Raw genomic sequence first — 26,171 nt, forward strand, 5'->3', positions numbered from 1 at the left:
CTGCACGACGCGATTCTGCGACGGATGACGAGATTCGGCGACGCGAATATGCGCGCGCACCGCTCGTTTCCATTGATCTGCATCAATGCGCGAGCCGCCGCCGGTCAAGCGCCGGATGCACGCGAATCGCGCCGCCTGACCGGGCCGGGGCGGCGGTCCCGGCCGCGCCGGTCCGCATGGATCGTCGCTCTTTCAATAGGGCAGGCCGACATAATTCTCCGCCACGCTTGCAAGGGCCGCCTGCGATTGCACGAGATAGTCGAATTCCGCGCGCCTGATGCGTTGGTCGAACGGGCTGGCTTCGGGGAAAAGATGGAGCAGGTTCGTCATCGACCAGGAGAAGCGCACCGCCTTCCAGACCCGCGCCAGCGCCCGCGCCGAATAGGCGTCGAGCCCGGCATCGGATCGCTCGGCATAGTGCTCGCGCAGCCCCTCGAACAGGTAGTGCACGTCGCTGGCCGCCAGGTTCAGCCCCTTGGCGCCGGTCGGCGGCACGATGTGCCCGGCATCGCCCGCCAGGAAGAGCCGGCCGAAGCGCAGCGGCTCGGCGACGAAGCTGCGCAGCGGCGCGACGCTCTTTTCCAGCGAGGGACCCGGCGTCACCGCCGCCGCGACCTCGTCCGGCAGGCGCCGGCGCAACTCGGCGAAGAAGCGCTCGTCCGACCAGGCCTCGGCGGACTCGTCGCGCGGCACCTGGACATAGTAGCGGCTGCGGGTCGGCGAGCGCATCGAGCAGAGCGCGAAGCCGAAGGCCGAGCTGGCATAGACCAGTTCGTGCGACGCCGGCGGCCGGTCGGTCAGCAGGCCGAGCCAACCGAAGGGATAGACGCGCTCGAAGGTCTCGATCGCGCCGGCCGGCACCGAGGCCCGGCAGGCGCCATGGAAGCCGTCGCAGCCGGCGATGAAGTCGCAGGCGACACGGCGGCGCTTGCCCTCGTAGGTGAAGCTCACGCGCGGCGAAGCGCCGTCGAAATCGTGCAGCTGGACGTCCTCTGCCTCGTAGAAGCTCGTCGTGCCGGCTGCCCGCCGGGCCTCCATCAGGTCCTGCGTCACCTCGGTCTGGCCGTAGACCGTCACCTGCTTTCCGGTCAGCCCCTTGAGATCGACGCGATGCTGGCGGCCCTCGAAGGCGATCGAGAAGCCGTCATGCGCCAGGCCCTCCTCGGCGAGGCGCTGGCCGACGCCGGCCTCGTGCAGCAGCGCGACCGTGCCCTGCTCGAGCACGCCGGCGCGAATGCGCGCGAGGACATGGTCGGGGCCCCTGCGCTCGATGATGACGTTGTCGATGCCGTGGCGGGTCAACAGCTGCCCGAGCAGCAAGCCGGCCGGCCCGGCGCCGACGATGACGACCTGGGTGTGCATGGCGCCCTCCCGCAACAATCGGGCGCCCAGCGAGCCCGGTATTTTCATGCGAAAGTGCCACCGCGTCTGCTTGACCGGAATGGAGCTTTCACCCAACGTCTTGGACGAAACGAACATCGGATGCTTCTGATGGCGCTGGCTTCGGTGCCTGCCTACTGGCTCTATGACGAGCCACGGGACCAGCGTTTCCCGGATGCGCTCCATATCGAGCGGATCAGCGCGCGCAGCGCGCCGCGTGACTGGCGGATCGAGCCGCACCGCCATCAGGACATGGCCCAGTTCTTCCTGATCGCCTCAGGCGGCGGGCTGGTGCGGATCGACGGCGCGGCGCATCGGCTCTCCCCGGGAACCGTCATGCTGTTGCCGCCGCTGGCCATCCACGAATTCCGCTTCGAGCCTGGCACCGAAGGCTTCGTCGTCAGCGTCGCGATGTCGACGCTGACACCGCTCATCGAGGCGGAGCCGGCGCTGGGCGCCGCGCTCGGTGAGCCCTTCGTCGCGGCGAGAGGGCCGAAGGAGCAGAGCATCGCCGAGCTCGCGACGGCGATGGAGGGGGCGCTGGCCGAATTCGGCCGCAACCGGGGCGGCCGCGAGCTCGCGCTCGCCGCCCATGCGCGCCTGATCGCGATCTGGTTCGCCCGGGCCGCGCGCTCGCACGCCGTCGCGAACGGCGGGGCGAGCGATGCGCGCGCGGCGCTCGTCCGGCGCTTCGTCGAACGCGTCGAGAGCCATTTCCACACGCACGAGCCGCTCGCTGCCTATGCGAGCGCGCTCGGTGTCACCGGCCCGCATCTCACCCGGATCTGCCGGGAGGTGCTCGGGCATTCCGCGATGCGGGTCATCCAGGGGCGGCTGATGATCGAGGCGCGGCGCGACCTCGTCTACACCCGCTCGCCCGTCTCGCAGATCGCCTTCCGGCTGGGCTTTTCAGATCCGGCCTATTTTTCCCGTTTCTTCGCGGCGCGGGCGGGCATGTCGCCCTCGGAATACCGGGCGGCGGGGTGAGGGGAGTTACATTTGTTCTCTATCTGTTCTAGGTATGGGAGATGGGAAAGCCATCTCCAGATCAACCGGATCTGTTCGGCTGGACTCCGCGGCATGGGATCGCGGCCGACTGCGATTGGTCGAAAACCCTGATTGCCCCCGGCTGGGTCAGATACTTCTTCGCGCTCGTGCCGTCGCCGGAGGACGCCGCTGCAATCGATGCGCTCGCCCATGAACTTCGCTGGTTGCACGGCTTGCGCGGCCGGCCGCTTGGACCAGAGCGCTATCACGTCACCTTGTGCGGCATCGAACGGTATGGCGGCGCTGCCCGCGACGAGATCGCCGCCCTGGAGCGAACCGCCGCTTCCATGGTCGCTGCGCAGTTCACGGTCGCCTTCGACCATGTTGCGGGACATGGCAGACCTGGTGATCGGCAGGCGATCTTTCTGGAAACGAGCGAGACGTTTCCGATCGTCGACAAGCTTCAGCGGAACCTGCGTCGCGAGATGCGGAGGAGAGGCTTTCGGACGCCGTCCAAGTTCGGGCTGCACGTCGCCTTGCTCTACGACGAGTGCTCATTCAGCAAGCCGATGATTCCGCCGGTGAGCTTTCCGGTTCGGGAGTTCGTGCTCGTCCGCAGCGTCCATGGCGAAAGCCGTCACGATCATCTCGCCCGCTGGCCGCTCGGTGGTGGACGGCTGTCGACGCCGGCTTGATCGGCCGCAGGCGCCATGCCACGCGAGCGCCGACAGCACTCAAGCGATCGGTCGGGACGATGGTCACGCTCTACGGCATCAGGAACTGCGACACGATGAAGAAGGCCTGGAGCTGGCTCGACGCGCACGCCGTTCCCTACACCTTCCACGACTACCGCGTCGCCGGCATCGACAAGGCCCGGCTCGAGGCGTGGTGCCGCGAGCTCGGCTGGGAGAAGGTGCTGAACAAAGGAAGCACGAGCTTCCGGGCGCTGCCCGAGGCCGACAGGCAGGGGCTCGACGCCGGCAAGGCCGTCGGGCTGATGCTGGCGCAGCCGACCATGATCAAGCGCCCGGTGCTCGATCTCGGCGATCGTCGCATCCTCGGCTTCAAGCCGGATGTCTACGAGGCCGCTTTCGCCCAGTGATGGACGTCATTGCGAGCGGACCGAAGCAATCCAGGAGGGCGTAAAGTTCTGTCGCCCCTGATTGCGTCGTCGCTGCGCTCCTCGCAATGACGGTCGGCGTTATCGCTCTTCCGTCCAAGGCGGTGCTGGGCTAGGCCGGCGCCCATGACGACTGACAAGACCACGGATTTCAGCTTTCATCTTCTCGGCCGGGACGGCGCCGCCCGCACCGGCGAGGTGCGCATGCCGCGCGGCGTGATCCGCACGCCCGCCTTCATGCCGGTCGGCACCGCCGCGACGGTGAAGGGCATGTATCCCGAGCAGGTCAAGGCGCTCGGCGCTGACGTCGTGCTCGGCAACACCTACCACCTGATGCTGCGGCCGGGCGCCGAGCGGGTGGCGCAGCTCGGCGGCCTGCACAGGTTCATGAACTGGCCGCACCCGATCCTGACCGATTCCGGCGGCTTCCAGGTGATGTCGCTCGCCAATCTGCGCAAGCTGACCGAGGACGGCGTCACCTTCCAATCCCATATCGACGGCTCGAAGCATGTGCTCACGCCCGAGCGCTCGGTCGAGATCCAGAACCTGCTCGGCTCCGACATCGTCATGCAGCTCGACGAATGCGTCTCGCTGCCTTGCGAGGACAAGGTCGCCGAAAAGGCGATGCATTTGTCGCTGCGCTGGGCCGAGCGCTGCCGGAAAGCCTTCGGCGATCCGGCGGGGCGGGCGCTGTTCGGCATCGTGCAAGGTGGCGCGGTGCCGGGCCTGCGGGTCGAGAGCGCGCGCGAGCTCGCCGCGATGGATCTGAAGGGCTACGCCATCGGCGGGCTCGCGGTCGGCGAGCCGCAGGACGTCATGCTGGCGATGATCGAGACGGTCGAGCCGCATCTGCCGCAGCAGAAGCCGCGCTATCTGATGGGCGTCGGCACGCCGGACGACATCGTCGAGGCGGTCCGGCGCGGCGTCGACATGTTCGATTGCGTGATGCCGACGCGCGCCGGCCGCCACGGCCAGATCTTCACCCGCTTCGGCCGGATGAACCTCAAGAACGCCAAGCATGCCGAGGATATCAGGCCGATCGATCCGCAATCCTCCTGCCCCGCGGCCAACACCTATTCGCGCGCCTATCTGCACCATCTGGTCAAGGCCGAGGAGATGCTCGGCAAGATGCTCCTGACCTGGGTGAATCTCGCCTATTACCAGGACCTGATGGCCGGCCTGCGCGCCGCCATCGCCGGCGGCCGGCTCGAGGATTTCATCGCTGAAACCAAGGAAGGCTGGGCCAGAGGCGAGCCGGCGTGATCGATCCCTGGCTCGGCCTGCTGCTGCTCAAGATGGCGGTCGCGGCCGCCATCGTCGTCGGCTGCTCGCTGCTGGCCGAGCGGAGCGGGCCTTTGCTCGCGGCGATGATCGCGACGCTGCCGATCTCGGCCGGGCCGGTCTATGTCTTCCTCGCCATGGATCACGACGCGGCTTTCATCTCGGCCGGCGCGCTCGGCAGCCTCAATTCCAATCTCGCCAATGCCGGCCTCTCGCTGGTCTATGTGCTGCTGGCGCAGCGCTTCGGCACGCTGGTCTGCCTGGCCGCGGCCCTGGCGACCTGGTTCCTCCTCGTCACCGGTCTGCAGAAGCTGGCGTTGCCCTTTTCCGTGCTGCTGGCGGCGACCCCGACCGTGTTCCTGACCCTGCATCGCATCGTCCGCCCCTACCTCGCGGCGCGGCCGGCGATCACGCCGCGGCGCCCTTGGTACGTCATCCCCTTGCGCGCGGCGGCCGTCGCCGCCCTGGCCGGGACGGTCACCACCGTCAGCGCCCATGTCGGGCCGGCCTGGTCCGGCGTGCTCGCGACCTTCCCGATCGTGCTGTCGAGCCTGATCGCGATCCTGCAGCCGCGCATCGGCGGCCCGGCCAGCGCCGCCGTCATCGCCAACAGCCTCCTGGGCCTGCTGGGCTTCGGACTGGCGATCGCGCTGCTCCACATCGCGGCCGTGCCGCTCGGCTCCTGGCCGGCGCTCGGGCTCGCATTGCTGGTCTGTATCCTGTGGAATCTCGGCCTGATGAGCCTGGCGCGTGCCCGGTCCGGCCGGAAGCCGGCGAGCGAGACGAGTTCGCGCAAGCGCTAGCCCGGACCATGCGCCGCCGAGGTGGCCTCGACTTTTCGGAAATCGGGTCAGCGCGCCGGCGCGCGGCGCCACGAGGCGACGAAAAGCCCGGCGATGATCAGCGCGATCCCGCCGATCTGCAGCCCGGTCGGGATCTCGCCGAGCACGGGGATGGCGAGCAGCGTGCCCACGACCGGGATCATCGGCGGAAAGCGCCCGGCGACGGAGGCGCCGAGCACCGGCGTCGACCAGCTCCAGATCCACAGGCCGACGATGACGTTGAGCACGCCCTGATTGATCGCGTGCGCCAGCAGCACCCACCAGGGCGCGACGTCGAAGCCGCGGAAATAAAAGACGAAGTAGATCGGCAGATAGGCCATCGACAGCACGGAGACGATGGCCGTGGCCTTGAGCGCGTCGGCCCGCCAGAGCTGGATCAGCAGCGGGTAGCCGCCCCAGATCAGCCCGACGCCGAGGAAGCAGAGATCGCCGAAGACGATGCCCGGATTGGCGTGGGTCGTGCCGGCGATGCCGAGGCAGGCGAGGCCGACCAGCACTGCGGCGACGCCGAGCACGAGCTGGCGCGTCAGCATGGCGCCGAACAGGGCGACGCTGCCGACGATGCCGATCACGGTGACGGTGCCCGGCCCGATCACCGCGCCATGCGCGGCCGGGGCGTAGGTCAGCCCCGTCATGAGCAGGAAGCTCATCGGGAAGCCGCTCATCACCGCCAGGGTCAGGCCGCGCTTCCAGCCGAGGCCGCCGCAATCGCGCAACCCGCCGGCCATCATGAAGCTCGGCAGGAGCAGGAGGCCGGCGGTGACGAAGCGCAGCGCCAGCATGTCGTGCGAGGACAGGCCGTTCAGCACCGCATGGCGGCTGACGACGAAATTGGCCCCGAAGATCAGCATGGCGAAGGCCATGCCGGCAAAGGCGAGCTGCCGGCGTCGGCGCAGCCGCTCGTCCGAAAGGGGCACGGTCTGATGCATGCTCCAGCCTAGTGCGAGGCCGGAGCATGCGGTTAGTGGCGCGGGCGCATGGCGCTGCGGCGCCCGCGGCTCTTGCGGCGCAGCAAATCCGCTCAGGCGAGGGCCTTCAGGGCGGAGCGGCCGGCATAGATCGCCTGGGCGCCGAGCTCTTCCTCGATGCGCAGCAGCTGGTTGTACTTCGCCGTCCGGTCGGAGCGGGCGAGGGAGCCGGTCTTGATCTGCCCGCAATTGGTCGCGACCGCGAGGTCGGCGATCGTCGCGTCCTCGGTCTCGCCCGAGCGGTGCGACATCACCGCGGTGTAGCCGGCGCGCTGGGCCATCTCGACGGCGGCGAGCGTCTCGGTCAGCGTGCCGATCTGGTTGACCTTGACCAGGATCGAGTTCGCCGTCTTCGCCTTGATGCCCTGCGACAGCCGCTTGACGTTGGTGACGAAGAGATCGTCGCCGACGAGCTGGCACTTGGCGCCGACGGCGTCGGTCAGGGCCTTCCAGCCCTCCCAGTCGTCCTCGGCCATGCCGTCCTCGATCGAGACGATCGGGTAGCCGGCGACCAGCTTGGCGAGGTACTTGGCCTGCGCCTTCGGATCGCGGGTCTTGCGTTCGCCTTCATAGACATAGGCGCCGTCCTTGAAGAACTCGGTCGCGGCGCAGTCGAGCGCCAGCGCGATGTCCTCGCCCGGCCGGTAGCCGGCCTTCTCGATCGCCGCCATGACGAAGTCGAGCGCCGCCTCGGCCGATTTCAGGTTCGGGGCGAAGCCGCCCTCGTCGCCGACATTGGTGTTGTGGCCGGCATCGTGCAGTGCCTTCTTCAGCGTGTGGAAGACCTCGGAACCCATGCGCAGACCCTCGGCGAAGGAGGGCGCCCCCACCGGCATGATCATGAATTCCTGGAAGTCGATCGGATTGTCGGCATGGGCGCCGCCATTGACGATGTTCATCATCGGCACCGGCAGGACACGGGCAGAGGTGCCGCCGACATAGCGGTAGAGCGGCAGGCCCGAGCATTCGGCCGCCGCCTTGGCGACGGCGAGCGAGACGCCGAGGATGGCGTTGGCGCCGAGCTTGCTCTTGTTCGGCGTGCCGTCGAGCTCGATCATCGTCTGGTCGATCGCGGTCTGGTCCTCGGCGTCCATTGCGACGATCGCCTCGGCGATCGCGACGTTGACGGCCTCGACCGCCTTCAGCACGCCCTTGCCGAGATAGCGGCTCTTGTCGCCGTCGTGCAGCTCGACCGCCTCATGCGCGCCGGTCGAGGCGCCCGACGGCACCGCGGCGCGGCCCATCGAGCCATCTTCCAGCACGACATCGACCTCGACCGTCGGATTGCCGCGAGAATCGAGGATCTGGCGGCCGATGATGTCGATGATCGCGGTCATGGCAGGCTCCGGAAGGTGAGGTGGGCACGGGATGCCGCGCTTCTAGACAAGAGCGGCGGCGACGGGAAGGGGCGGTGGCGTTTATCCAGGGCGGGGATTAAAAGCCGCGGCAACTTCGGCGTCCGTCATCGACGGGCGCGACCTGTTCAGGACTGAGCCATGACCATCGACGCTTCGACCCTCCAGCTCGGCAAGGCGAGCGAGCTGCCGCGCTCGCCGGAGGAAGCCCGCCTCGACCGCGTGCCGAACCCGCATGCCGGCACCGATTATCTCGCCCGCTTCACCTGTCCCGAGTTCACCTCGATCTGCCCGGTCACCGGCCAGCCCGATTTCGGCATCCTGGTGATCGATTATTTGCCGGGCGACTGGCTGGTCGAATCGAAGTCGCTCAAGCTCTATCTCGGCGCCTTCCGCAACCACGGCGCCTTCCACGAGGACTGCACCGTCGGCATCGGCAAGACGCTGGTCGAGCTGCTGGAGCCCAAATGGTTCCGCATCGGCGGCTACTGGTATCCGCGCGGCGGCATCCCGATCGACGTGTTCTTCCAGACCGGCGAGCCGCCCAAGGGGCTCTGGCTGCCCGACCAGGGTGTCGCGCCCTATCGCGGGCGCTGACGCTCTACGTCCGGCTCCCGGCCAGCGGCAGGATGCGCGGCGCCGCGAAGCCGAGCAGCGTGATCCCGGCGGCGAAGACGAGGATCGCGCCGCCGGTGCCGAACAGGTGCAGGGCGGCGCCCATCAGCACCGGGCCGAGCGCATGGCCGCAGAACAGCGCGCAGGCGAACAGGGCGACCGCGGAGCCGCGTGCCGTCGGAGCGAGCTCGGTCGCCTGCGCCTGGAAGGTGCCGTGCATCAGGAAGAAGCCGAAGCCGTTCAGCGTGAAGATCGCGACCGCGCTCCACCAGGGCAGGAAGGGAAGCGCGAACAGGGCGAAGGCCAACCCCATCAGGATGCCCCCGATCAGCGGCATCCGGGACGGGCCGAGCCGCTCGACCAGGACACGGGTCAGCACGCCGTAGACGATGCCGCCGAGCCCGGTGCCGGCGATGACGAGGCCAGCCTGCGACGGGCCGACGCCGGCGCGCTCATGCAGGATCGCCGCGATATAGGGCGGCATGCCGAAGATCAGGCTGCCCTCGACGATGACGAGCCCATAGAGCAGCTTGGAGCGCGGATTGGCGAAGACCGCGGCATAGTTCGCGAGCGCGCCGGCGAAGCTGAACGGCGCACGCCGCGCATCCGGCCTCGGCTTCAGCACGAACACGACCAGAAGCCCGGCGCCGGCGGCGATGCCGCCCGCCATGACGAAGACGCTGCGCCAGCCGACATGCTCGGCGATCAGCCCGGAACAGGCGGCGCCGGCCATCTGCCCGACGATCATCAGCACCAGGAAGCGGCCGAGCATGATCTGCCGCTCGGCCATCGGCGCGCGGTCGCCGATCGCCGCCATCGCCACCGGAATGACGCCGCCGGCCGCGACGCCGGCGATCATCCGCGCGGCGGTCAGAAGCTCGAACGAGCCCGCGAAGGCCGCGGCGAGCGACAGCAGGGCGAGCAGGCCGAGACAGGTCGAGATCGTCCTGAGCTTGCCGAGCGAATCGGCGACCGGCCCGAGGAAGGGCTGGCCGACCGCATAGGCGAAGGAGAAGGCGGTCGCGATCGCGGCGACCTGGGCGATGCTGCGCCCGAACTCGGCCGCCAATGTCGGCACCAGCGGGTCGAGCAGGCGCATGGTGAAGGTCGAGGCGAAGCCGCAGGCCCCGAGAACGAGGATCAGGACGCTGAGCGAGCCCTGCGGAGGCTGGGACGGCGAGGGCGGGGCGGCGGGCTGGTCAGACATACGCCAGCGTAGAATGCGCCCGGCGCTTGGCAAGCCGATCGAACTCCTGCAGCTCCGCGATCAGTGCATGGAAGTCCCGCAGCGGCACCATGTTCGGCCCGTCCGAAGGCGCCTTGTCGGGATCGGGATGGGTCTCGATGAAGACGCCGGCGATCCCGACCGCGACCGCCGCGCGCGCCAGCACCGGCACGAATTCGCGCTGGCCGCCGCTCGAGGCGCCCTTGCCGCCCGGCTGCTGCACCGAATGGGTGGCGTCGAAGATCACCGGGGCGCCGATCTCCGCCATGATCGGCAGGCTACGCATGTCCGTGACCAGCGTGTTGTAGCCGAAGGAGACGCCGCGTTCGGTCAGCATCACGTTGGGATTGCCGCTCTCGGTCACCTTGGCGGCGACGTTGACCATGTCCCAGGGGGCGAGGAACTGGCCCTTCTTCACGTTGACCACGCGGCCGGTCCCGGCGGCGGCGACGAGCAGGTCGGTCTGCCGGCAGAGGAAGGCCGGGATCTGCAGCACGTCCACCACCTCGGCGACGGGCGCGCACTGGCCCGCCTCGTGCACGTCGGTCAGCACCGGCAGGCCCGTGCGCTCGCGGATCTCGGCGAAGACGGGCAGGGCGGCTTCCAGGCCCATGCCGCGCTGGCCCTTGACGCTGGTGCGGTTGGCCTTGTCGAAGGAGGCCTTGAAGACGAGGCCGATGCCGAGCGTCTCGGACGTCTCCTTCAGCGCGAGGGCGATCTCGAGCGCGTGATCGCGGCTCTCCATCTGGCAGGGGCCGGCGATCAGCGCGAGCGGCAGGCTGCTACCGAAGCGGACGGGCCTGGCGAGATCGGCCCCCACGGTGACGATGGCGTTGGCGGTCATGGCGGGGCCTCGGAACGGTTGGCGGGTCGTGCCGGCGGGGTTAAAGGCTGCCACCGGCGCCGGGTCAAGTGACCGCGCCCGAGGCGGGCAGCCGAGCTTGCTTGGCCGCGACCTCATCGACTTTGCAGCCATGTCGTGTAGGATTGCGGCGGTTCGCTCTCAGGTTGGAGCTGGTCTTGCGATTGCGCCTTGGTGCGTTGGCAGCGGTTCTCGGCATCCTGTCGAGCTTTGCAGGTGGCGCCGGCGATCGGGAGGTCAACGCGATCGGGCCTATTCCGATCCGCTCAGTTCTCTACAGCAATACCCGCGGAAAGCCCCAGGTGCTTCCGCCGACGGTGCCATATTGGCGTGGTACCTTTTGGTGGGACGAGGCCATCCTCGCCTACCGCGATGATGAACGCATCTTTGTCAATCCGTCGAACTGGGGGCTTCTCGGGCTGCCGGCGCGGGACATGTCGCGCTTCTCCAGCCGCCGGACTGCGCCGGGCATGGGTTGCGAGGCGGGGGCGGGCTTGACCGAACGCCAGCGCCGGATCGCCGAGCATGTCGTCGTGCAGGCGCACCGACTTCCGAACGGCGCGTTGACCTGGCTGTACACCCAGGAGGCGAACGCAAACGACATCATCCTGCTGCCGCCCTTCAACTCGGCGTTCTCACAGGCCGTCAACATCCATCTGATGGCCCATGCCTCCTGCCAGACCCGCGACGGGCGCTACCTGGAGACCGCGAGAAAGGCCGGGGATGCCCTCATCGCGCCGATCGCGGATGGCGGCCTGATGAATGACGCGGACGGCGAAACCTGGTTCGAGGAAGGCCCGAACGTCCGGGGACTGGCCCCCTATATCCTCAATGCGCACATCTACAGCATCAATGTGCTCTTCCTGCTCGCTGAGCGAACCGGTGATGGGAAGTATGCCGAGGCCGCGCGGCGAGGGGCGGCGTCGCTGGAGCGACTGCTGTACAAGTTCGATACCGGTTACTGGACCCGCTACGATCTGCGGCCGCGCTATCTGGCGATGGATGTCGAAGTCCACGTCGAGCCGGATGTCGACGTCGACTTGATCGAGATGCGCGTGCGCGACGGCGGTGATGACCCGCAGGCGCGCTGGTCCGCCTGCGAGAGCGGCTGCGACGCGACGCTGCAGGCGGTGCGGGCCGGCAACACCTATCGTTTCCTCGCCAGTCTGGAAGCGTTGCGCCGCTACAGCCCCGCCCCAGGCGACGAACTCGATCTCAACATTCTCTATCGCGGCGAACAGGCGCCGCGCGTCTACGCTGTGGGCGTCCGTCCGGGGCTCGACGAGATGATCGCGGTGCCGCCGGCGGCTTCACCTTATGGCCGGCTGCGCGTGCCGTTCGGCGTGCGGGATTTCGGATGGCACGCGCCCGGCGAGGAGTACGTCCTCTATCACGCGGTGCTTCTTGCGGATCTCTACCGTTGGCGGCGCGCTCCGCTGTTCTTCGCGAGCGCCGTGCGCTTTGCCAACTATCATCGTGCTTACGAGCACGCGAAGACGTCGACCGTTCCCCGATTGACCACACGCCGGTTCGCGGCCGGTTCGCCGGACATGGCAAATCCGCAGCAGGACGCCATGATCGCGGACTGCTTCCGGAGCCTCGACCCCCTGGCCATCGATCTCGCCATCGCCGCCGCGAGGCTGCCCGCATGCGGCATCGACGGCGAGAAGCGGCGGGCGGTGTTGGCCCGCATGGGCTTCCGCGTCGAGGCGGACGAGGGAGTGGCCAGCGACGGCGCGTCGACCTACCGGCTGTCCGACCTGTCCCGAATCCAGTGAAACGGAGCGGCGAACCGGTTTGGCCGGCTGTCTCTCACGTCACCTCGAACCAGCTCCACAGCCCGCGGTCGAAGCGCTCCAGCACGGTCGAGGAGATCGGCCAGCGTCCCGGGTTGTCGGCGATGAAGGCGATGTGCAGGCGCTTGCCCTCCGGGATCTGCACCGTGTCGAGGAAATAGGGTTCCCAGCCGTCGTCGAGCGGATGCAGCAGGCGGAAGGCGTGGCCGTGGACGTGCAGCGGCTGCAGGAAGGCGGTCCTGTTGGTGATCCCGATCACGACCGGCGAGCCGCGCCTGACGCTGAACAGCGGCTTGCCCTTCGGATCGCCCCGGCCGCCATTCACGGTCCACGGCCTGGCGAGGTCGAGCCCCGCGAGGTCGAGCTTGTTGTCCGGCGTGACTGCCGCGCCGCCTTCGATCACGAATTCCGCGCGCCGCGCATCCTGCAGCCGGACCGCGGCCGGCAGCGCCGGGTTGAGCGCCATGGGGGCGACCGGTGCGCGCGCCGGCTTCGCCGCGCCCTCGCCGACGAAGCGCACCAGCGGCACGCCCGGCCCGATCAGGGCGGTCACGCTGGCTGCGGCGCCCGCCGCCTCCGGCATGTCGAAGATCACGTCGTAGCGGGTGCCCGGCGCGAAGGGCAGCTGCGCCCTGACCGGCTCGAAGGTGTCGGTCGGCTGCCCGTCGACCGCCGCGACGAAGGCCTTCATCTCGTCGAAGCGCAGCCGCATGATCCGCGCATTGCAGGCATTGGCGAGGCGCAGGCGGACGCGCGAGCCGGGCGCCAGCCGGATCGGCAGCGGCGGTGCCTTGCCGTTGACCGTCAGCCAGCTGCCGAGCCTGCCGGCGGCGGCGCCGTCCTGGCCATCGGCCGCGAAAGGCAGGAGCTTCTGGTCGTCGCCGAGCAGCCAGTCGCCGATCAGCACGGGCAGGTCGAGATCGACGGTGGGTGGCTCCTTCTCGTCGACAATCATGAGGCCGGAGAGCCCGCGCCCGGCCGGCTCGGACGAGCCGCCGAGCAGCATCGGCCGATAGAGGAACGTGCCGGCATCGGGCGGAGTCAGCCGGTACTCGAACTGGCCGCCGGGTGGCACCGGCTCCTGGCTGAAGCCGCCGACGCCGTCCATCACGTGATCGTTGCGGACGCCGTGCCAGTGCAGCGAGAGTGGCTTGTCGGTGCGGTTCTGCAAGGCGAGGCGCAATGTCTCGCCCTGCCTCATCCTGAGCACCGGGCCGGGCGCGGCGCCGTCGAAGGCCCAGATCTCGGTCTCGGGCGCGGGCGCCGGCCTCAGCCGTGCCCTGGCCGGCGCGGCGACGAGCTCTCGTGCCGTGGCGGCGGAGGCCGGCTGCGGCGAGGGGGCGGCCTGCTGGGGCAGTGCCGACAAGGGCGGGAGCAGCGTGGCGAATCCGGCTCCCTGCGCGATGACCAGGCGGCGGCTGGGACGAAGGCGCGAGGCCCAGGGCGAAGCGTCTTTGCTCATGCCTCGCGACATAGCCGCGCCGCGCCCGCCTGGCGAGTGCAAAGCTGCGCCGCGGCGGCCTTCGCAGAAATGTCGCATTTTTTTGCTGCATGGCGCGTCCGAAATGCTATAGCGGCGCGGCCTATCGGTGCTGCTGTCGCGACGACCGCGGTGCGGCGCACCGGGTCGGCGGGCGTGGCGGAATTGGTAGACGCAGCGGATTTAGGTTCCGCCGGCGCAAGTCGTGGGGGTTCGAGTCCCTTCGCCCGCACCAGGATCGAGTTTCGCGAGCGCGGCGGCGGATCCCCGGCGTCGCGCTTTGGACATTGAAGTAAAGAGCTGTTGGCGGATCAGAACGATGAACGTGACGGAAACCCTGTCCCAGGGCCTCAAGCGCGAATTTCAGGTGGTGCTGAACGCCACCGACCTCAAGACCAGGCTGGATGACGGCCTCGTCGGCCTGCAGGGCAAGGCCCGCATCAACGGGTTCCGTCCCGGCAAGGTTCCGGTCGGCCATCTGCGCCGCCTCTATGGCCGCTCGGTCATGGCCGACGTGCTGCAGAACGCCGTCAACGAGGCGAACCAGAAGATCGTCGCCGACAACAACCTGAAGCTCGCCTTCGAGCCGCAGATCAAGTTCCCGGAGAACAAGGACGAGATCGAGGCCGCGATGGAGGCCAAGGGCGATCTCGCCTTCACCGTCGCGCTCGAGGTGCTGCCGAAGATCGAGATCGTCGACGTCTCCGACATCGCGCTCGAGAAGCCGGTCGCCGAGGTGCCCGAGGCCGATGTCGACGCCGCGCTGGAGCGCATGGCCTCGCAGAACCGCAGCTTCGAATCGAAGAAGGACGGCGCCAAGGCCGCCAAGGGCGACCGGCTGCTGATCTCCTTCGTCGGCACGCTCGAGGGCAAGCCCTTCGACGGCGGCACCGGTTCGGAGATCCCGCTCGAGCTCGGCGCCGGCCAGTTCATCCCGGGCTTCGAGGAGCAGCTCGAGGGCGTCAAGAAGGGCGAGCAGCGCACCGTCTCGGTGACGTTCCCCGAGAACTACACTGCGACCCATCTCGCCGGTAAGCCGGCCGAGTTCGCCGTCACCGTCGACGACGTCCAGGCGCCGGGCGAGCTCAAGATCGACGACGAGCTTGCCAAGGGCTTCGGCATGGAATCGCTCGACGCACTCAAGGCCGCGATCCGTGAGCAGATCGGCCGCGAATTCGGCGAGCAGTCGCGCCGCAAGGTCAAGAAGAGCCTGCTCGACGCGCTCGACGCCAAGTACAGCTTCGAGCTGCCGCCGACCCTGGTCGAGCAGGAGTTCGCCGCGGTCTGGAGCCAGGTCGAGGCGGATATGAAGAACGCCGGCAAGACCTTCGCCGACGAGGACACCACCGAGGACGAGGCCCGCGCCGAGTACCGCAAGATCGCCGAGCGCCGCGTGCGGCTCGGCCTCGTGCTGGCCGAGATCGGCGAGCAGGCCAAGGTCCAGATCTCGGATGACGAGGTGACGCAGGCCCTGATCCAGCGCGCCCGCCAGTTCCCGGGCCAGGAGAAGCAGGTCTGGGAGTTCTATCGCAAGAACCCGCAGGCGCTCGCCGAGATCCGCGCCCCGATCTTCGAGGAGAAGGTCGTCGACCATCTGCTCGGGCAGGTGAAGGTCGAGGACAAGCCGGTCTCGCGCGAGGCGCTCTTCGCCGACGACGAGGCGGACGAGGCGACCACCGAGGCCAAGCCGAAGGCCGCCAAGGCGAAGAAGGCCAAGAAGGCAGCCGACGAGGCGTCGGCCTGATCCTCACCGCCGGTTTACGATCTGCGCGCCGCCCGCATCCGCCCGGGCGGCGCTTCCCTTTTCAGCCGCCGCCGGCATGCTTATGTGGGGGTTCGCCGATCCCGGCTGATTCCCCGCACGCTTTGACCCCAAGGACCGACGATGATGCGTGACCCGATCGAGACCTATAACAATCTCGTCCCGATGGTGGTCGAGCAGTCGAGCCGCGGCGAGCGCGCCTTCGACATCTATTCGCGCCTGCTGCGCGAGCGCATCATCTTCCTGACCGGCCCGGTCGAGGATTACTCCGCCTCGCTGATCGTGGCGCAGCTGCTGTTCCTCGAGGCCGAGAACCCGAAGAAGGAGATCTCCTTCTACATCAACTCGCCCGGCGGCGTGGTGACCTCGGGCCTGTCGATCTACGACACCATGCAGTTCATCCGCTGCCCGGTGACGACGCTCTGCGTCGGCCAGGCCGCCTCGATGGGCTCGCTGCTGCTCACCGCCGGCGCCAAGGACATGCGCTTCGCCCTGCCGAACGCCCGCATCATGGTCCACCAGCCCTCCGGCGGCTTCCAGGGCCAGGTCACCGACATCCTCATCCACGCCCGCGAGGTCGAGAGCCTGAAGCGGCGACTGAACGAGATCTACGTCAAGCATACCGGCCGCAGCTACGCCGAGGTCGAGGCGGCCCTGGAGCGCGACAATTTCATGACCGCCGACCAGGCCAAGGAGTTCGGCCTGATCGACAAGGTCATCGACAAGCGGGCCGACGAGGCCGCCTGAGGCTTGTCCCGATACGACGCGCCTGTGGGTTGGCGAGCGGCTCCCGAAGGGCCATATTGCCTTGAGACTAGGCCCCATGTTTGCATGGGGCATCGGAAGGGCGCGCAAGGCGCTCGAGCGGTCCGGTTTTGGGTCAGTTTCGTCGCCGCCTGCGCCAGAGCGACGCGTTAACCTAATAATCGTGATCTGAGCGCCTATTATGACGGGGAGACGACATCAGCCTGCCGTTTTTCGGTGGCGGATTTCGTCCTCCGAGATGGAGAACCACGATGAGTAAGTCCAGCGGCGGCGATTCGAAGAGCACGCTCTACTGCTCGTTCTGCGGCAAGAGCCAGCACGAGGTCCGCAAGCTGATCGCGGGCCCGACCGTGTTCATCTGCGATGAATGCGTCGAGCTCTGCATGGACATCATCCGCGAGGAATCGAAATCCGCGCTGGTGAAGTCGAAGGACGGCGTGCCGACTCCGAAGGAGATCCGCAAGGTCCTCGACGATTACGTCATCGGGCAGGATCACGCCAAGAAGGTCCTCTCGGTCGCGGTCCACAACCATTACAAGCGGCTCTCGCACGCGACGAAGCACAACGATGTCGAGCTGGCGAAGTCGAACATCCTGCTGATCGGGCCGACCGGCTCGGGCAAGACGCTGCTGGCGCAGACGCTCGCCCGCATCCTCGACGTGCCCTTCACCATGGCGGACGCGACGACGCTGACCGAGGCCGGCTATGTCGGCGAGGATGTCGAGAACATCATCCTCAAGCTGCTGCAGGCCTCCGATTACAATGTCGAGCGGGCGCAGCGCGGCATCGTCTACATCGACGAGATCGACAAGATCAGCCGCAAGTCGGACAACCCCTCGATCACCCGCGACGTCTCGGGCGAGGGCGTGCAGCAGGCGCTGCTCAAGATCATGGAGGGCACCGTCGCCTCCGTGCCGCCGCAGGGTGGGCGCAAGCATCCGCAGCAGGAGTTCCTGCAGGTCGACACCACCAACATCCTGTTCATCTGCGGCGGCGCCTTCGCCGGGCTGGACAAGATCATCTCGGGACGCGGCAAGGGCACCTCGATCGGCTTCGGCGCGAGCGTCCAGGCCCCGGACGAGCGCCGCACCGGCGCGATCTTCCGCGAGGTCGAGCCGGAGGACCTGCTCAAGTTCGGCCTGATCCCCGAATTCGTCGGCCGTCTCCCGGTGCTGGCGACTCTCGAGGACCTCGACGAGGCTGCGCTCAAGACCATCCTCACCGAGCCGAAGAACGCGCTGGTCAAGCAGTATCAGCGCCTCTTCGAAATGGAGGACACCGAGCTCACCTTCACCGACGAGGCGGTCAGCCTGATCGCGCGCAAGGCCATCGAGCGCAAGACCGGCGCCCGCGGCCTGCGCTCGATCATGGAGGGCATCCTGCTCGAGACCATGTACGAGCTGCCGGGGCTGGAAGGCGTCGAGCAGGTCGTCATCGGGCCGGAGGCTGTCGAATCCAAGTCGCGTCCGCTGTTCATCTATGCGGATCGCGAGGAAGAGGCCAAATCCGCCTCCGCCTGAACGAAGCTCGACCCTGCTTCGGCTTGGAACGCGCGCCCGCTGGCGCGCGTTTTGCTTTGTGAATCGCGGCGGCCCTGCCACCCGGACACCGCTCTCGCCTCTCCGGCGCCGTCACGCGCTCGTGTGCCGGCTGCGGCGGAAGCTGTGGTGGAGTTCGCGTTGCCGTCGCTTGAAAGCCGGCGATGAAACCTCCACCTTAGGGGCACCTGCAAGACTCGCGTGCCTGTCGAGGGCGTGGCCTGCGGGGGCGTCTGGCGCGAATGGTCGCGCCGCGCGGTACGTCCGTTCGGTTGCCTATTCGGGGATCGGCCGGGCGAAAACTTGAAGGACTGGACATGACTGGCTCGACGCCCCGCGCTCCGCTCGTCCCCGGGACGACCGATACCTATCCGGTGCTGCCGCTGCGCGACATCGTCGTCTTTCCGCACATGATCGTGCCGCTCTTCGTCGGCCGCGAGAAATCCATTCGCGCGCTCGAGGAGGTGGTCAAGAACGATGGCCTGATCCTGCTCGCCACGCAGAAGAACGCCGGCGACGATGATCCGGAAACCGGCGACATCTATGAGATCGGCACGCTCGCCCGCGTGCTGCAGCTGCTCAAGCTGCCCGACTCGACCGTCAAGGTGCTCGTCGAAGGCATCGGCCGGGCGAAGGCGGCTGCCTACACCGCCACCGACAGCTTCTACCAGGCCGAAGCCGAGGCGCTCGCCGAGGAGGCCGGCAAGAAGGTCGAGGTCGAGGCGCTCGCCCGCTCGGTCGTCAGCGAGTTCGAGAACTATGTGAAGCTCAACAAGAAGATCTCGCCCGAGATCGTCGCGGCGGTCTCCCAGATCGACGAGCCGGCCAAGCTCGCCGACACGGTCGCCTCGCATCTCGCCGTCAAGATCGCCGACCGGCAGGCCGTGCTCGAGGTGATGAACGTCGCGCACCGGCTGGAGAAGGTGCTCTCCCTGATGGAGAGCGAGATGTCGGTGCTGCAGGTCGAGAAGCGCATCCGCTCGCGCGTCAAGCGCCAGATGGAGAAGACCCAGCGCGAGTACTATCTCAACGAGCAGATGAAGGCGATCCAGAAGGAGCTCGGCGACGGCGAGGAAGGCCGCGACGAGCTGGCCGAGCTGGAAGAGCGCATCGCCAAGACCAAGCTGACCAAGGAGGCGCGCGACAAGGCGCTCGCCGAGGTCAAGAAGCTGCGCCAGATGTCGCCGATGTCGGCCGAGGCGACGGTCGTGCGCAATTATCTCGACTGGTTGCTCGGCATCCCCTGGGGCAAGAAGTCCAAGATCAAGAAGGACCTCGCCGCCGCCCAGCAGGTGCTCGACGACGATCATTTCGGCCTGGACAAGGTCAAGGATCGCATCGTCGAATATCTCGCCGTGCAGCAGCGCGCCAACCGGCTCGCCGGCCCGATCCTGTGCCTCGTCGGCCCTCCAGGCGTCGGCAAGACCTCGCTCGGCAAGTCGATCGCCAAGGCGACCGGCCGCGAGTTCGTGCGCATGTCGCTCGGCGGCGTCCGTGACGAGGCCGAGATCCGCGGCCACCGCCGCACCTATATCGGCTCGATGCCCGGCAAGATCATCCAGTCGATGAAGAAGGCCAAGACCTCGAACCCGCTCATCCTGCTCGACGAGATCGACAAGATGGGCCAGGACTTCCGCGGCGATCCGTCGGCGGCCCTGCTCGAGGTGCTCGATCCCGAGCAGAACTCGACCTTCAACGACCATTACCTCGAGGTCGATTACGACCTGTCGAACGTGATGTTCGTGACCACGGCGAACACGCTGAACATTCCGCCGGCCCTGCTGGACCGGATGGAGGTGATCCGCATCGCCGGCTACACCGAGGACGAGAAGGCCGAGATCGCGCGCCGCCACCTGATCCCGGGGGCGATCCGCAAGCACGGCCTCGAATCCAAGGAATGGTCGATCGACGACGAGGCCCTGACGATGCTGGTGCGGCGCTATACGCGCGAAGCCGGCGTCCGCAACCTCGAGCGCGAGATCGCCAACACCGTCCGCAAGGCGGTCAAGGAGATCGTGCTGTCGAAGAAGAAGAAGGTCGCGGTCACGCCCGCGGTGCTGGAGGAGTATCTCGGCCCGCCGCGCTATCGCTACGGCGAGGCGGAGACCGAGGATCAGGTCGGTGTCGTCACCGGCCTGGCCTGGACCGAGGTCGGCGGCGAGCTCCTGACGATCGAAGGCGTGATGATGCCCGGCAAGGGCAAGATGACCGTCACCGGCAATCTGCGCGACGTGATGAAGGAATCGATCTCCGCGGCGGCGTCCTATGTCCGCTCGCGCGCCATCGATTTCGGCGTCGAGCCGCCGCTGTTCGACCGGCGCGACATCCACGTGCACGTGCCGGAGGGGGCGACCCCGAAGGACGGGCCGTCGGCGGGCATCGCCATGGCGACCGCGATCATCTCGGTGCTGACCGGCATTCCGACCCGGCGCGACGTCGCCATGACCGGCGAGGTCACCTTGCGCGGCCGGGTGCTGCCGATCGGCGGCCTCAAGGAGAAGCTCCTGGCGGCCCTGCGCGGCGGCATCAAGAAGGTGTTGATCCCCGAGGACAACGCCAAGGATCTGGTCGATCTGCCGAAATCCGTGAAGAACGGGCTCGAGATCGTCCCGGTCGCCCGGATGGACCAGGTGCTGCAGCACGCGCTGGTGCGCCAGCCGGTTCCGATCGTCTGGGAGGAGGACCTGAAGGCCGCGGCGCCTAAGGTCGCCGAGGACGATGTGGCAGCAGGGCTGGTCGCCCACTGAGCCGATCGCAGGTGAAGAACGAGGCCGCCGGCATCGCCGGCGGCCTCTCTTTTTGACGTGTGATAACCGCAGCCTATACGGTTCTTTAAGTCTGTCGCACGACTGTCGGACTTTGAGTTCTGTGCGGGGGCGACAGAGCAATGGCTGTGATTGCGGGTGAGCGGGCGCCTGCCGAGCGGGCGCGCCGGGCGGGCCGGTTTGGTTTCCGGTCGCTGCGCTGGTCGATATTGTTGCCGATCCTGCTGGCGAGCGCCGCGCTCGTCGCGGCCATCGCGTTCTATGTTCCGCGATCCATCGTCTCGGTCGAGACCAGGGCGGCGCGTGAACGCGCCATCGCGACCGCGGCGCAGTTGCTCTCGCTGCGCGCCTTCTATTCGGATCATGTCGCCGCCAAGATCGCCGGCGCCGGCGCCGGCGATGTCGAGGCGCAGGCCGAATATCTCGGTATCCCCGGCAGGGTTCCCGTGCCGACCACCTTCATCCTCGATTTCAGCAGGCAGATGGCGGCCGGCGGCGAGGTGCGGTTGATCAGCCCCTTTCCGTGGCCCGGCCGCAAGGACAGGTTGCCGTTCGACGATTTTCAGCTGGCCGCCTGGCGCGCCTTGTCAGAAGAGCGCGATACCGCCTTCAGCCGGATCGAGGGGAGCGGCGTCGATGCCGTGCTACGCGTCGCGATCGCCGATCGAATGGCGCAGAGCTGCGTCGATTGCCACAACAGCCATCCGCAGTCGCCGAAGCGCGACTGGAAGGTCGGCGACGTGCGCGGCATGATCGAGCTGAAGCAGCCGCTGGCGGCTGCCGCGTCGGAAGCGCAGAGCATAGCCCTGCGCCTGACCATCGGCGCGGCCCTGGCCATGCTCCTCCTGTGTGGCGTCGTTCTCGTCGTGACGATGCGGGTGATAGCGCCGCTGCGGGATCTGACCGGGGCGATCGGCGATCTCGCCGAGGATCGGATCGATCTCGATATCCCGCATACGCGCCGCCGCGACGAACTCGGTACCGTCGCCCGCGCGATCGCCGTGCTGAAGCAGCACCGCAAGCATGGCATCGCCCTGCAGCACGCCGCCAGCCGGCAGGCCGAGGCGAGGATCGAGCGAGCCGCGAAGCTCGAAGCCTTCGCCTCCGAGTTCGACAGCGAATTGCGCCAGCTGCACGCCGAGGTCGCGAGCTCGTCGCTGGCCGTGCGCAAGGCGGTCGACGAGATGGCGGTCCTGTCCGGGACCAGTTCCGACGTCGTCGCTCGGGCCGGGGCCCAGGCCAACCGCCTCGATGCGGCCGGCTCGAACGTGCTCGCTCGTACCGAGGCGGTCGAGCTGGCGGTGAACCATGTCGAGGCCCACCTCGAGGCATCGTCCCGCCGAACCGAGAACGTCATGCAGTATTCGCGCGAGACCGAACGGCTGATGCACCGCCTGGCCGACGATGTCTCGGGGATCGGCGACATCGTCGGCCTGATCGGCGACGTCGCCGCGCAGACCAATCTTCTGGCGCTCAACGCGACGATCGAAGCGGCGCGCGCCGGAGACGCCGGCAAGGGCTTCGCGGTGGTCGCCGCCGAGGTCAAACAACTCGCCAATCGGACGGCCGGCGCGACCGCCGATATCACTGCGCGCATTGGCGCCGTTCGCAGCACGACGGCGGATGTCGCAGGCTCGATCGGTTCGATCATGGCCAGCCTGACCGACGACAATGAGATCACCGAAACGCTCGGCGGCAAGCTGCGCGAGCACGCCAGGGTCTCGACCGATGTCGGTCAGCATCTGCGCGGGGTCTTCACCGAGGCGCGCTCGCTGCTCGAGACGCTCGACCATATTCGCGATTCCGCGGCCTCGACCCAGCAAAGCCTTCTCGCCCTCGAGACGGCCTCCCGGCGAGTCGACGATGCGGCCGGTCGGCTCGACCGACGTGCCCACGCCTTCGCCGACGAGCTCAAGGCGCTGTAGGCGCGATGGCCCGGCGGCGCCTGCGTGCCATGCCGTCGGCCGAGGACAGGCGGATCCGTTCACACGTCGGCCCTGCCGATCCGGCAGACGAAAAGGGAAGACTGGTGGGCGGTGACGGGCTCGAACCGCCGACATCCTCGGTGTAAACGAGGCGCTCTACCGACTGAGCTAACCGCCCTTGCCCGCCGTTTAAGGCCACCCGTCCGGCTTCGCAAGCGACAGAGACGGCCCGCGACGCCTTTGCTCGGCTGCGAGCTCCGGACCGAGCAGAGGCCGTCACCGAGATTCGCCGCCATGGTGGGGGCGGGCGCGGGTTGCCTTGCGCTCTCGTGGCTCGGGACTCGCAGATCGCGCCGGTTTCGGCCCCCTTTCGCTGCGCTTTGCAGGCGATCGATAATTTGACGGCTTCGGTGCTTGACAGGCAGGGCCGGGGGCCATAATCCCAACGCCGCCGAGGACATGTTCCTCAGCCGCCCGCGCGGGCGTAGCTCAGTTGGTTAGAGTGCCGGCCTGTCACGCCGGAGGTCGCGGGTTCGAGCCCCGTCGCCCGCGCCATTTAAATCAAAAGATTAGCTTGGCGGCGCGTTCATTGCGCTTCTGTGAGCGGTCTCGTTACACTTTCCGCCCCGATCCGTTCTCTTTGAGCTTCGCGCGGCCTTCGCGACGATTGGCATCGACATTTTGCGCGGCGGCGATGTTGACCGGGTTGTCGGTTTTGGCCTGCTGCCAGTTGTGTGGACGCTCGGTTGAGCTAGTTCCAGTGTCCTTTCGAACTCGGCCGGGCTGAGATTGCCGATGCTCGAGGGCCTGCGACCAGCGTTGGAGAACCGCTCGGTCCATGGAACAGGTCGGCCCGAGCATTTGGCGCGATCGGACACGGCCTGCGCAGCATCGGCGGGACGGTCGCACTCGTCCGTGTCCGGCATTCTTGCCATTCAAATGTATCCAAATATGGCGTTCGGACGCTCGATCGCGAACTTGGGCACGCTGTTTGCATACAATCAAACCTGTTGTCGTCACGCCTACAGATGGGAGAGAGGCATGCAGACTCCTTTGCGAGTGATTGTCGCCGCGCAGAGCCAAACCTGGTCGGGTATCGAACAGCCGAACGAGGCGGCGGGCGTCATGGCCGATGCGCTGGCCGGCACGATTGCGGCGTTCACGGCCCTGCGGGGGCAGCTTGCCTTCGAGGATGAGCCGTCGAGCTTCGAGGCCGCTCTCCAGGCGACGAAGGAGCCGCGGCCATGAATGCGCCGGCGAAAAGCTCCCTGCTGCATCTGTCGCTGACCGACGCGGCCGATGCGCTCAAGGACGGCTCGGTCACCGCCGTCGAACTCACCACCGTCGCGCTGGAAGCGTTCGCGCGCGTGGACGAGGCCATCAACTCGGCAATCTGGCTCGAGGGTGCCGCCGCGCTCGAGGCGGCCGAGGCGCTCGACAAGAAGCGGAAATCCGGCGCGGTGCTGGGGCCGCTTCACGGCGTGCCGATGGCCCACAAGGACATGTACTACAAGGCCGGCAAGCTCTCGACCTGCGGTTCGGCCATCCGCAAGGACTTCCGCCCGACCTATACGGCAACCGTCCTTGAGAAGCTGGAGGAGGCCGGCTCGGTCACGCTCGGAGGGCTGAACATGGCCGAGTTTGCTCAGAATCCGACCGGGCACAACCAGCATTACGGCCATTGCCGCAATCCCTGGCATCCCGACTACTGCACCGGCGGCTCGTCGTCGGGCTCGGGCGCCGCCGTCGCGGCGCGGCTGGTCTATGGGGCGCTCGGCTCCGATACCGGCGGCTCGATCCGGCTTCCCGCCGCGATCTGCGGCGTCACCGGCATCAAGCCTACGCAGACCCGAGTCTCGCGCCATGGTGTGATGCCGTTGTCCTTCTCCGCCGACAATGTCGGCCCACTGACGCAGACGGCGCGCGACGCGGCCCGCTTCCTCGCTGTGATCGCGGGCCATGATCCGAAGGACCCGACCTCGGCCAGGGAGCCCATTCCCGACTACGAGGCCGCGCTGACCGGCGATGTTCGGGGGATGCGCATCGGCGTTCCGACGAACTACTTCTTCGACGCCATCGATCCCGAGGTCCAGGCCGCCTTCGATGCCGCAGTCGCGGTGCTGGAGGCCCGCGGTGCCGTGATCGTGCCGGTGACGATCCCGCATATGGACGCCGTCGCGGCCTATGGCGGCATCGTCTCGCGCGTGGAGGGAGGCACCATCCACGCTCAGTGGATGCGCGAGCGCCCGCAGGATTATGCCGTGCATCTCAGCGGCCGGCTCTACCCCTCGCAGGGCATTCCCGGCACCTATTATGTCGAGGCCGTCGCCCGGCGCGGAGCCATCCTGAAGGCGGTCGCGGCCGAGGTGTTCGGAGCATGCGACGCCTTCATCACGCCCACCTTGCGCATGAAGGTTCCGACGCTCCTCGCGACCGACATCGACGCCGGGACAACGGGTGCCATCGAGACCTTTCAGGATGTCTCGCTCAACACCAGGCCGATCAACTATCTCGGCCTGCCGTCGGTCAGCATCCCCTGCGGCTTCGACTCGAACGGCCTGCCCATCGGTTTCCAGATCCAGGGCCGGCCCTTCGCCGAGGCGCGCGTGCTCAGGATCGCCGACGCCTATCAGCGCGACACGGACTGGCACCGCCGCCTGCCGCGGCACGCGTCCTGAGGAGCAGGGCAGCGCCGTGCCGGCCCGCAGCCGGCACGGCGTGCCTGTCAGCGCAGCGAGGGGCGGCGCTGACCGCCGTCGACCTGGATATCCGCTGCGTTGATCCCGGACGCGCGCGGCGAGACCACAAAGGCGATGGCATCGGCAATCTCCCGCACCGTGGCGAGCCGCCTCGCCGGAAAATCCTCGGCCTCGAACTTGGCGAATTCTTCCGGCCGCTCGGCGCGGAGGCGCTCCCACCCGCCGCCCGGGAACAGGGTCGAGCCCGGCGAGACCGCGTTGACGCGGATGCCGTGCGGCCCGAGCTCCCAGGCGAGCGAGCGGGCGGCGTGGATGAGGCCGGCCTTCGCGGCGGCGTATTGGGCGCCGCGCGATGCCGGGGCACGCCCGGAAATCGAGGCGACGAAGACGGCATTGCCGATCTCGCTGCGGGCGAGGGCGGGCGTTGCGGCGCGCAATGCGGCGACGGCATGGCCGACATTGAAGCGGAAGGTCTCCTCCCAGTCGGCATCTGAGGCGGCGGCGAAATCGCGCTCGCCGATGCTGCCTCCGGCGTTGGCGACGAGAATATCGAGCCTGCCATAGCTGCTGATCGTCTCCGCGACGACCCGGGCCGATTCCGCCGGGCTGCGAAGGTCCGCCTGGATCGTGATGACCTCTCCGCCCGCTTCCCGGATACTGGCGGCCGCTTCGGCGAGCGTCTCCTCGCCGCGCGCGGCGAGCGCGAGCCGTACCCCCTCTGTGGCGAGCAGGAGCGCGGTCTGCTTGCCGATGCCGCGGCTGCCGCCGGTGACGAGTGCGATCCTTCCCTGCAGACCAAGGTCCAT

At 68.0% G+C, this 26,171-nt stretch carries 21 protein-coding genes and 3 tRNA genes; 16 read left to right on the forward strand and 8 right to left on the reverse strand.

Annotation, left to right across the window (positions count from 1 at the left end; translation table 11 throughout):
- Nucleotides 1–192: 192 nt before the first annotated feature.
- A complete protein-coding gene (gene pobA, locus CS1GBM4_RS04425; RefSeq protein WP_186417467.1) occupies nt 193–1,362 on the reverse strand; it encodes a 4-hydroxybenzoate 3-monooxygenase in 1,170 nt (389 codons plus the stop codon).
- Between pobA and CS1GBM4_RS04430 the strand changes: the two genes are divergently transcribed.
- The 5 genes from CS1GBM4_RS04430 (at nt 1,291) to CS1GBM4_RS04450 (ending at nt 5,571) form a co-directional block, all read left to right on the forward strand.
- Nucleotides 1,291–2,367, forward strand: a complete 1,077-nt coding sequence (locus CS1GBM4_RS04430) for a helix-turn-helix domain-containing protein (protein ID WP_186417468.1) — start codon at nt 1,291–1,293, stop codon at nt 2,365–2,367. The two genes, pobA and CS1GBM4_RS04430, sit on opposite strands and share 72 nt — an antisense overlap.
- 41 nt (nt 2,368–2,408) lie before the next feature.
- The gene (locus tag CS1GBM4_RS04435) at nt 2,409–3,062 is read left to right on the forward strand and encodes a hypothetical protein (protein ID WP_186417469.1); all 654 of its coding nucleotides are present in this window, start codon (nt 2,409–2,411) and stop codon (nt 3,060–3,062) included.
- 59 nt (nt 3,063–3,121) lie between these two features.
- Nucleotides 3,122–3,469: an ArsC family reductase gene (locus CS1GBM4_RS04440; RefSeq protein ID WP_186417470.1), complete on the forward strand. Its 348-nt coding sequence runs from the start codon at nt 3,122–3,124 to the stop codon at nt 3,467–3,469.
- A gap of 144 nt (nt 3,470–3,613) precedes the next feature.
- On the forward strand, nt 3,614–4,750 hold the full coding sequence (gene tgt, locus CS1GBM4_RS04445) for a tRNA guanosine(34) transglycosylase Tgt (RefSeq protein WP_186417471.1): 1,137 nt from the start codon (nt 3,614–3,616) through the stop codon (nt 4,748–4,750).
- Nucleotides 4,747–5,571, forward strand: a complete 825-nt coding sequence (locus tag CS1GBM4_RS04450) for a hypothetical protein (protein ID WP_244607049.1) — start codon at nt 4,747–4,749, stop codon at nt 5,569–5,571. Before tgt ends, CS1GBM4_RS04450 begins: the two co-directional genes overlap by 4 nt.
- Before the next feature lie 47 nt (nt 5,572–5,618).
- Here the strand turns inward: CS1GBM4_RS04450 and CS1GBM4_RS04455 are convergent, their stop codons facing one another.
- Both CS1GBM4_RS04455 and eno read right to left on the reverse strand, forming a co-directional pair.
- Nucleotides 5,619–6,539 carry a DMT family transporter gene (locus CS1GBM4_RS04455; protein WP_186417472.1) on the reverse strand — a complete coding sequence of 307 codons (921 nt, stop codon included), beginning with the start codon at nt 6,537–6,539 and terminating at the stop codon, nt 5,619–5,621.
- A gap of 92 nt (nt 6,540–6,631) precedes the next feature.
- A complete protein-coding gene (eno, locus tag CS1GBM4_RS04460) occupies nt 6,632–7,915 on the reverse strand; it encodes a phosphopyruvate hydratase (protein ID WP_186417473.1) in 1,284 nt (427 codons plus the stop codon).
- Between the two features lie 159 nt (nt 7,916–8,074).
- On the opposite strand from eno, the gene queF reads away from it, so the two are divergent.
- The gene (queF, locus tag CS1GBM4_RS04465; protein ID WP_092154312.1) at nt 8,075–8,530 is read left to right on the forward strand and encodes a preQ(1) synthase; all 456 of its coding nucleotides are present in this window, start codon (nt 8,075–8,077) and stop codon (nt 8,528–8,530) included.
- Nucleotides 8,531–8,534: 4 nt separating this feature from the next.
- Here queF and CS1GBM4_RS04470 read toward each other — a convergent pair whose 3' ends face one another.
- Together CS1GBM4_RS04470 and kdsA are read right to left on the reverse strand one after the other, a co-directional pair.
- Nucleotides 8,535–9,755, reverse strand: coding sequence for an MFS transporter (locus tag CS1GBM4_RS04470; protein ID WP_186417474.1), 1,221 nt, complete (start codon nt 9,753–9,755; stop codon nt 8,535–8,537).
- Complete coding sequence (gene kdsA / locus CS1GBM4_RS04475; RefSeq protein WP_186417475.1) at nt 9,748–10,617, reverse strand: 3-deoxy-8-phosphooctulonate synthase; 870 nt, start codon at nt 10,615–10,617, stop codon at nt 9,748–9,750. Before kdsA ends, CS1GBM4_RS04470 begins: the two co-directional genes overlap by 8 nt.
- A 176-nt stretch (nt 10,618–10,793) precedes the next feature.
- On the opposite strand from kdsA, the gene CS1GBM4_RS04480 reads away from it, so the two are divergent.
- Complete coding sequence (locus tag CS1GBM4_RS04480; RefSeq protein ID WP_186417476.1) at nt 10,794–12,413, forward strand: D-glucuronyl C5-epimerase family protein; 1,620 nt, start codon at nt 10,794–10,796, stop codon at nt 12,411–12,413.
- 34 nt (nt 12,414–12,447) lie between these two features.
- Here CS1GBM4_RS04480 and CS1GBM4_RS04485 read toward each other — a convergent pair whose 3' ends face one another.
- Nucleotides 12,448–13,893 (reverse strand): multicopper oxidase family protein, encoded by a 1,446-nt coding sequence (locus tag CS1GBM4_RS04485; RefSeq protein WP_186417477.1) that lies wholly within the window; start codon nt 13,891–13,893, stop codon nt 12,448–12,450.
- Between the two features lie 168 nt (nt 13,894–14,061).
- Here CS1GBM4_RS04485 and CS1GBM4_RS04490 point away from each other — a divergent pair.
- The 6 genes from CS1GBM4_RS04490 to CS1GBM4_RS04515 all read left to right on the forward strand — a co-directional run bounded on the left by CS1GBM4_RS04490 (nt 14,062) and on the right by CS1GBM4_RS04515 (nt 22,666).
- A tRNA-Leu gene (locus CS1GBM4_RS04490) sits at nt 14,062–14,146 on the forward strand.
- Between the two features lie 84 nt (nt 14,147–14,230).
- A complete protein-coding gene (gene tig, locus CS1GBM4_RS04495; protein WP_186417478.1) occupies nt 14,231–15,655 on the forward strand; it encodes a trigger factor in 1,425 nt (474 codons plus the stop codon).
- Nucleotides 15,656–15,799: 144 nt separating this feature from the next.
- Entirely contained in the window at nt 15,800–16,420 is a 621-nt protein-coding gene (locus CS1GBM4_RS04500) for an ATP-dependent Clp protease proteolytic subunit (protein ID WP_186417479.1), read from the forward strand.
- Nucleotides 16,421–16,689: 269 nt separating this feature from the next.
- Complete coding sequence (gene clpX / locus CS1GBM4_RS04505; RefSeq protein ID WP_186417480.1) at nt 16,690–17,958, forward strand: ATP-dependent Clp protease ATP-binding subunit ClpX; 1,269 nt, start codon at nt 16,690–16,692, stop codon at nt 17,956–17,958.
- A 335-nt stretch (nt 17,959–18,293) separates the two neighbouring features.
- A complete protein-coding gene (lon, locus tag CS1GBM4_RS04510; RefSeq protein ID WP_186417481.1) occupies nt 18,294–20,723 on the forward strand; it encodes an endopeptidase La in 2,430 nt (809 codons plus the stop codon).
- Between the two features lie 140 nt (nt 20,724–20,863).
- Entirely contained in the window at nt 20,864–22,666 is a 1,803-nt protein-coding gene (locus CS1GBM4_RS04515; protein ID WP_186417482.1) for a methyl-accepting chemotaxis protein, read from the forward strand.
- Nucleotides 22,667–22,768: 102 nt separating this feature from the next.
- On the opposite strand, the gene CS1GBM4_RS04520 is transcribed toward CS1GBM4_RS04515, so the two are convergent.
- Nucleotides 22,769–22,844, reverse strand: a tRNA-Val gene (locus CS1GBM4_RS04520).
- 300 nt (nt 22,845–23,144) lie between these two features.
- Here CS1GBM4_RS04520 and CS1GBM4_RS04525 point away from each other — a divergent pair.
- From CS1GBM4_RS04525 to CS1GBM4_RS04535, 3 genes are all read left to right on the forward strand, one after another.
- Nucleotides 23,145–23,221, forward strand: a tRNA-Asp gene (locus CS1GBM4_RS04525).
- A gap of 486 nt (nt 23,222–23,707) precedes the next feature.
- Nucleotides 23,708–23,914 carry a hypothetical protein gene (locus tag CS1GBM4_RS04530; protein WP_186417483.1) on the forward strand — a complete coding sequence of 69 codons (207 nt, stop codon included), beginning with the start codon at nt 23,708–23,710 and terminating at the stop codon, nt 23,912–23,914.
- Nucleotides 23,911–25,344: an amidase gene (locus CS1GBM4_RS04535; protein WP_186417484.1), complete on the forward strand. Its 1,434-nt coding sequence runs from the start codon at nt 23,911–23,913 to the stop codon at nt 25,342–25,344. The genes CS1GBM4_RS04530 and CS1GBM4_RS04535 overlap by 4 nt, the downstream gene beginning before the upstream one ends.
- Before the next feature lie 47 nt (nt 25,345–25,391).
- Here the strand turns inward: CS1GBM4_RS04535 and CS1GBM4_RS04540 are convergent, their stop codons facing one another.
- Nucleotides 25,392–26,171 (reverse strand): SDR family oxidoreductase, encoded by a 780-nt coding sequence (locus CS1GBM4_RS04540; protein WP_186417485.1) that lies wholly within the window; start codon nt 26,169–26,171, stop codon nt 25,392–25,394.

Origin of the sequence: Allobosea sp. CS1GBMeth4 (assembly GCF_900185715.1) — a bacterium.
Classification (GTDB): domain Bacteria; phylum Pseudomonadota; class Alphaproteobacteria; order Rhizobiales; family Beijerinckiaceae; genus Allobosea.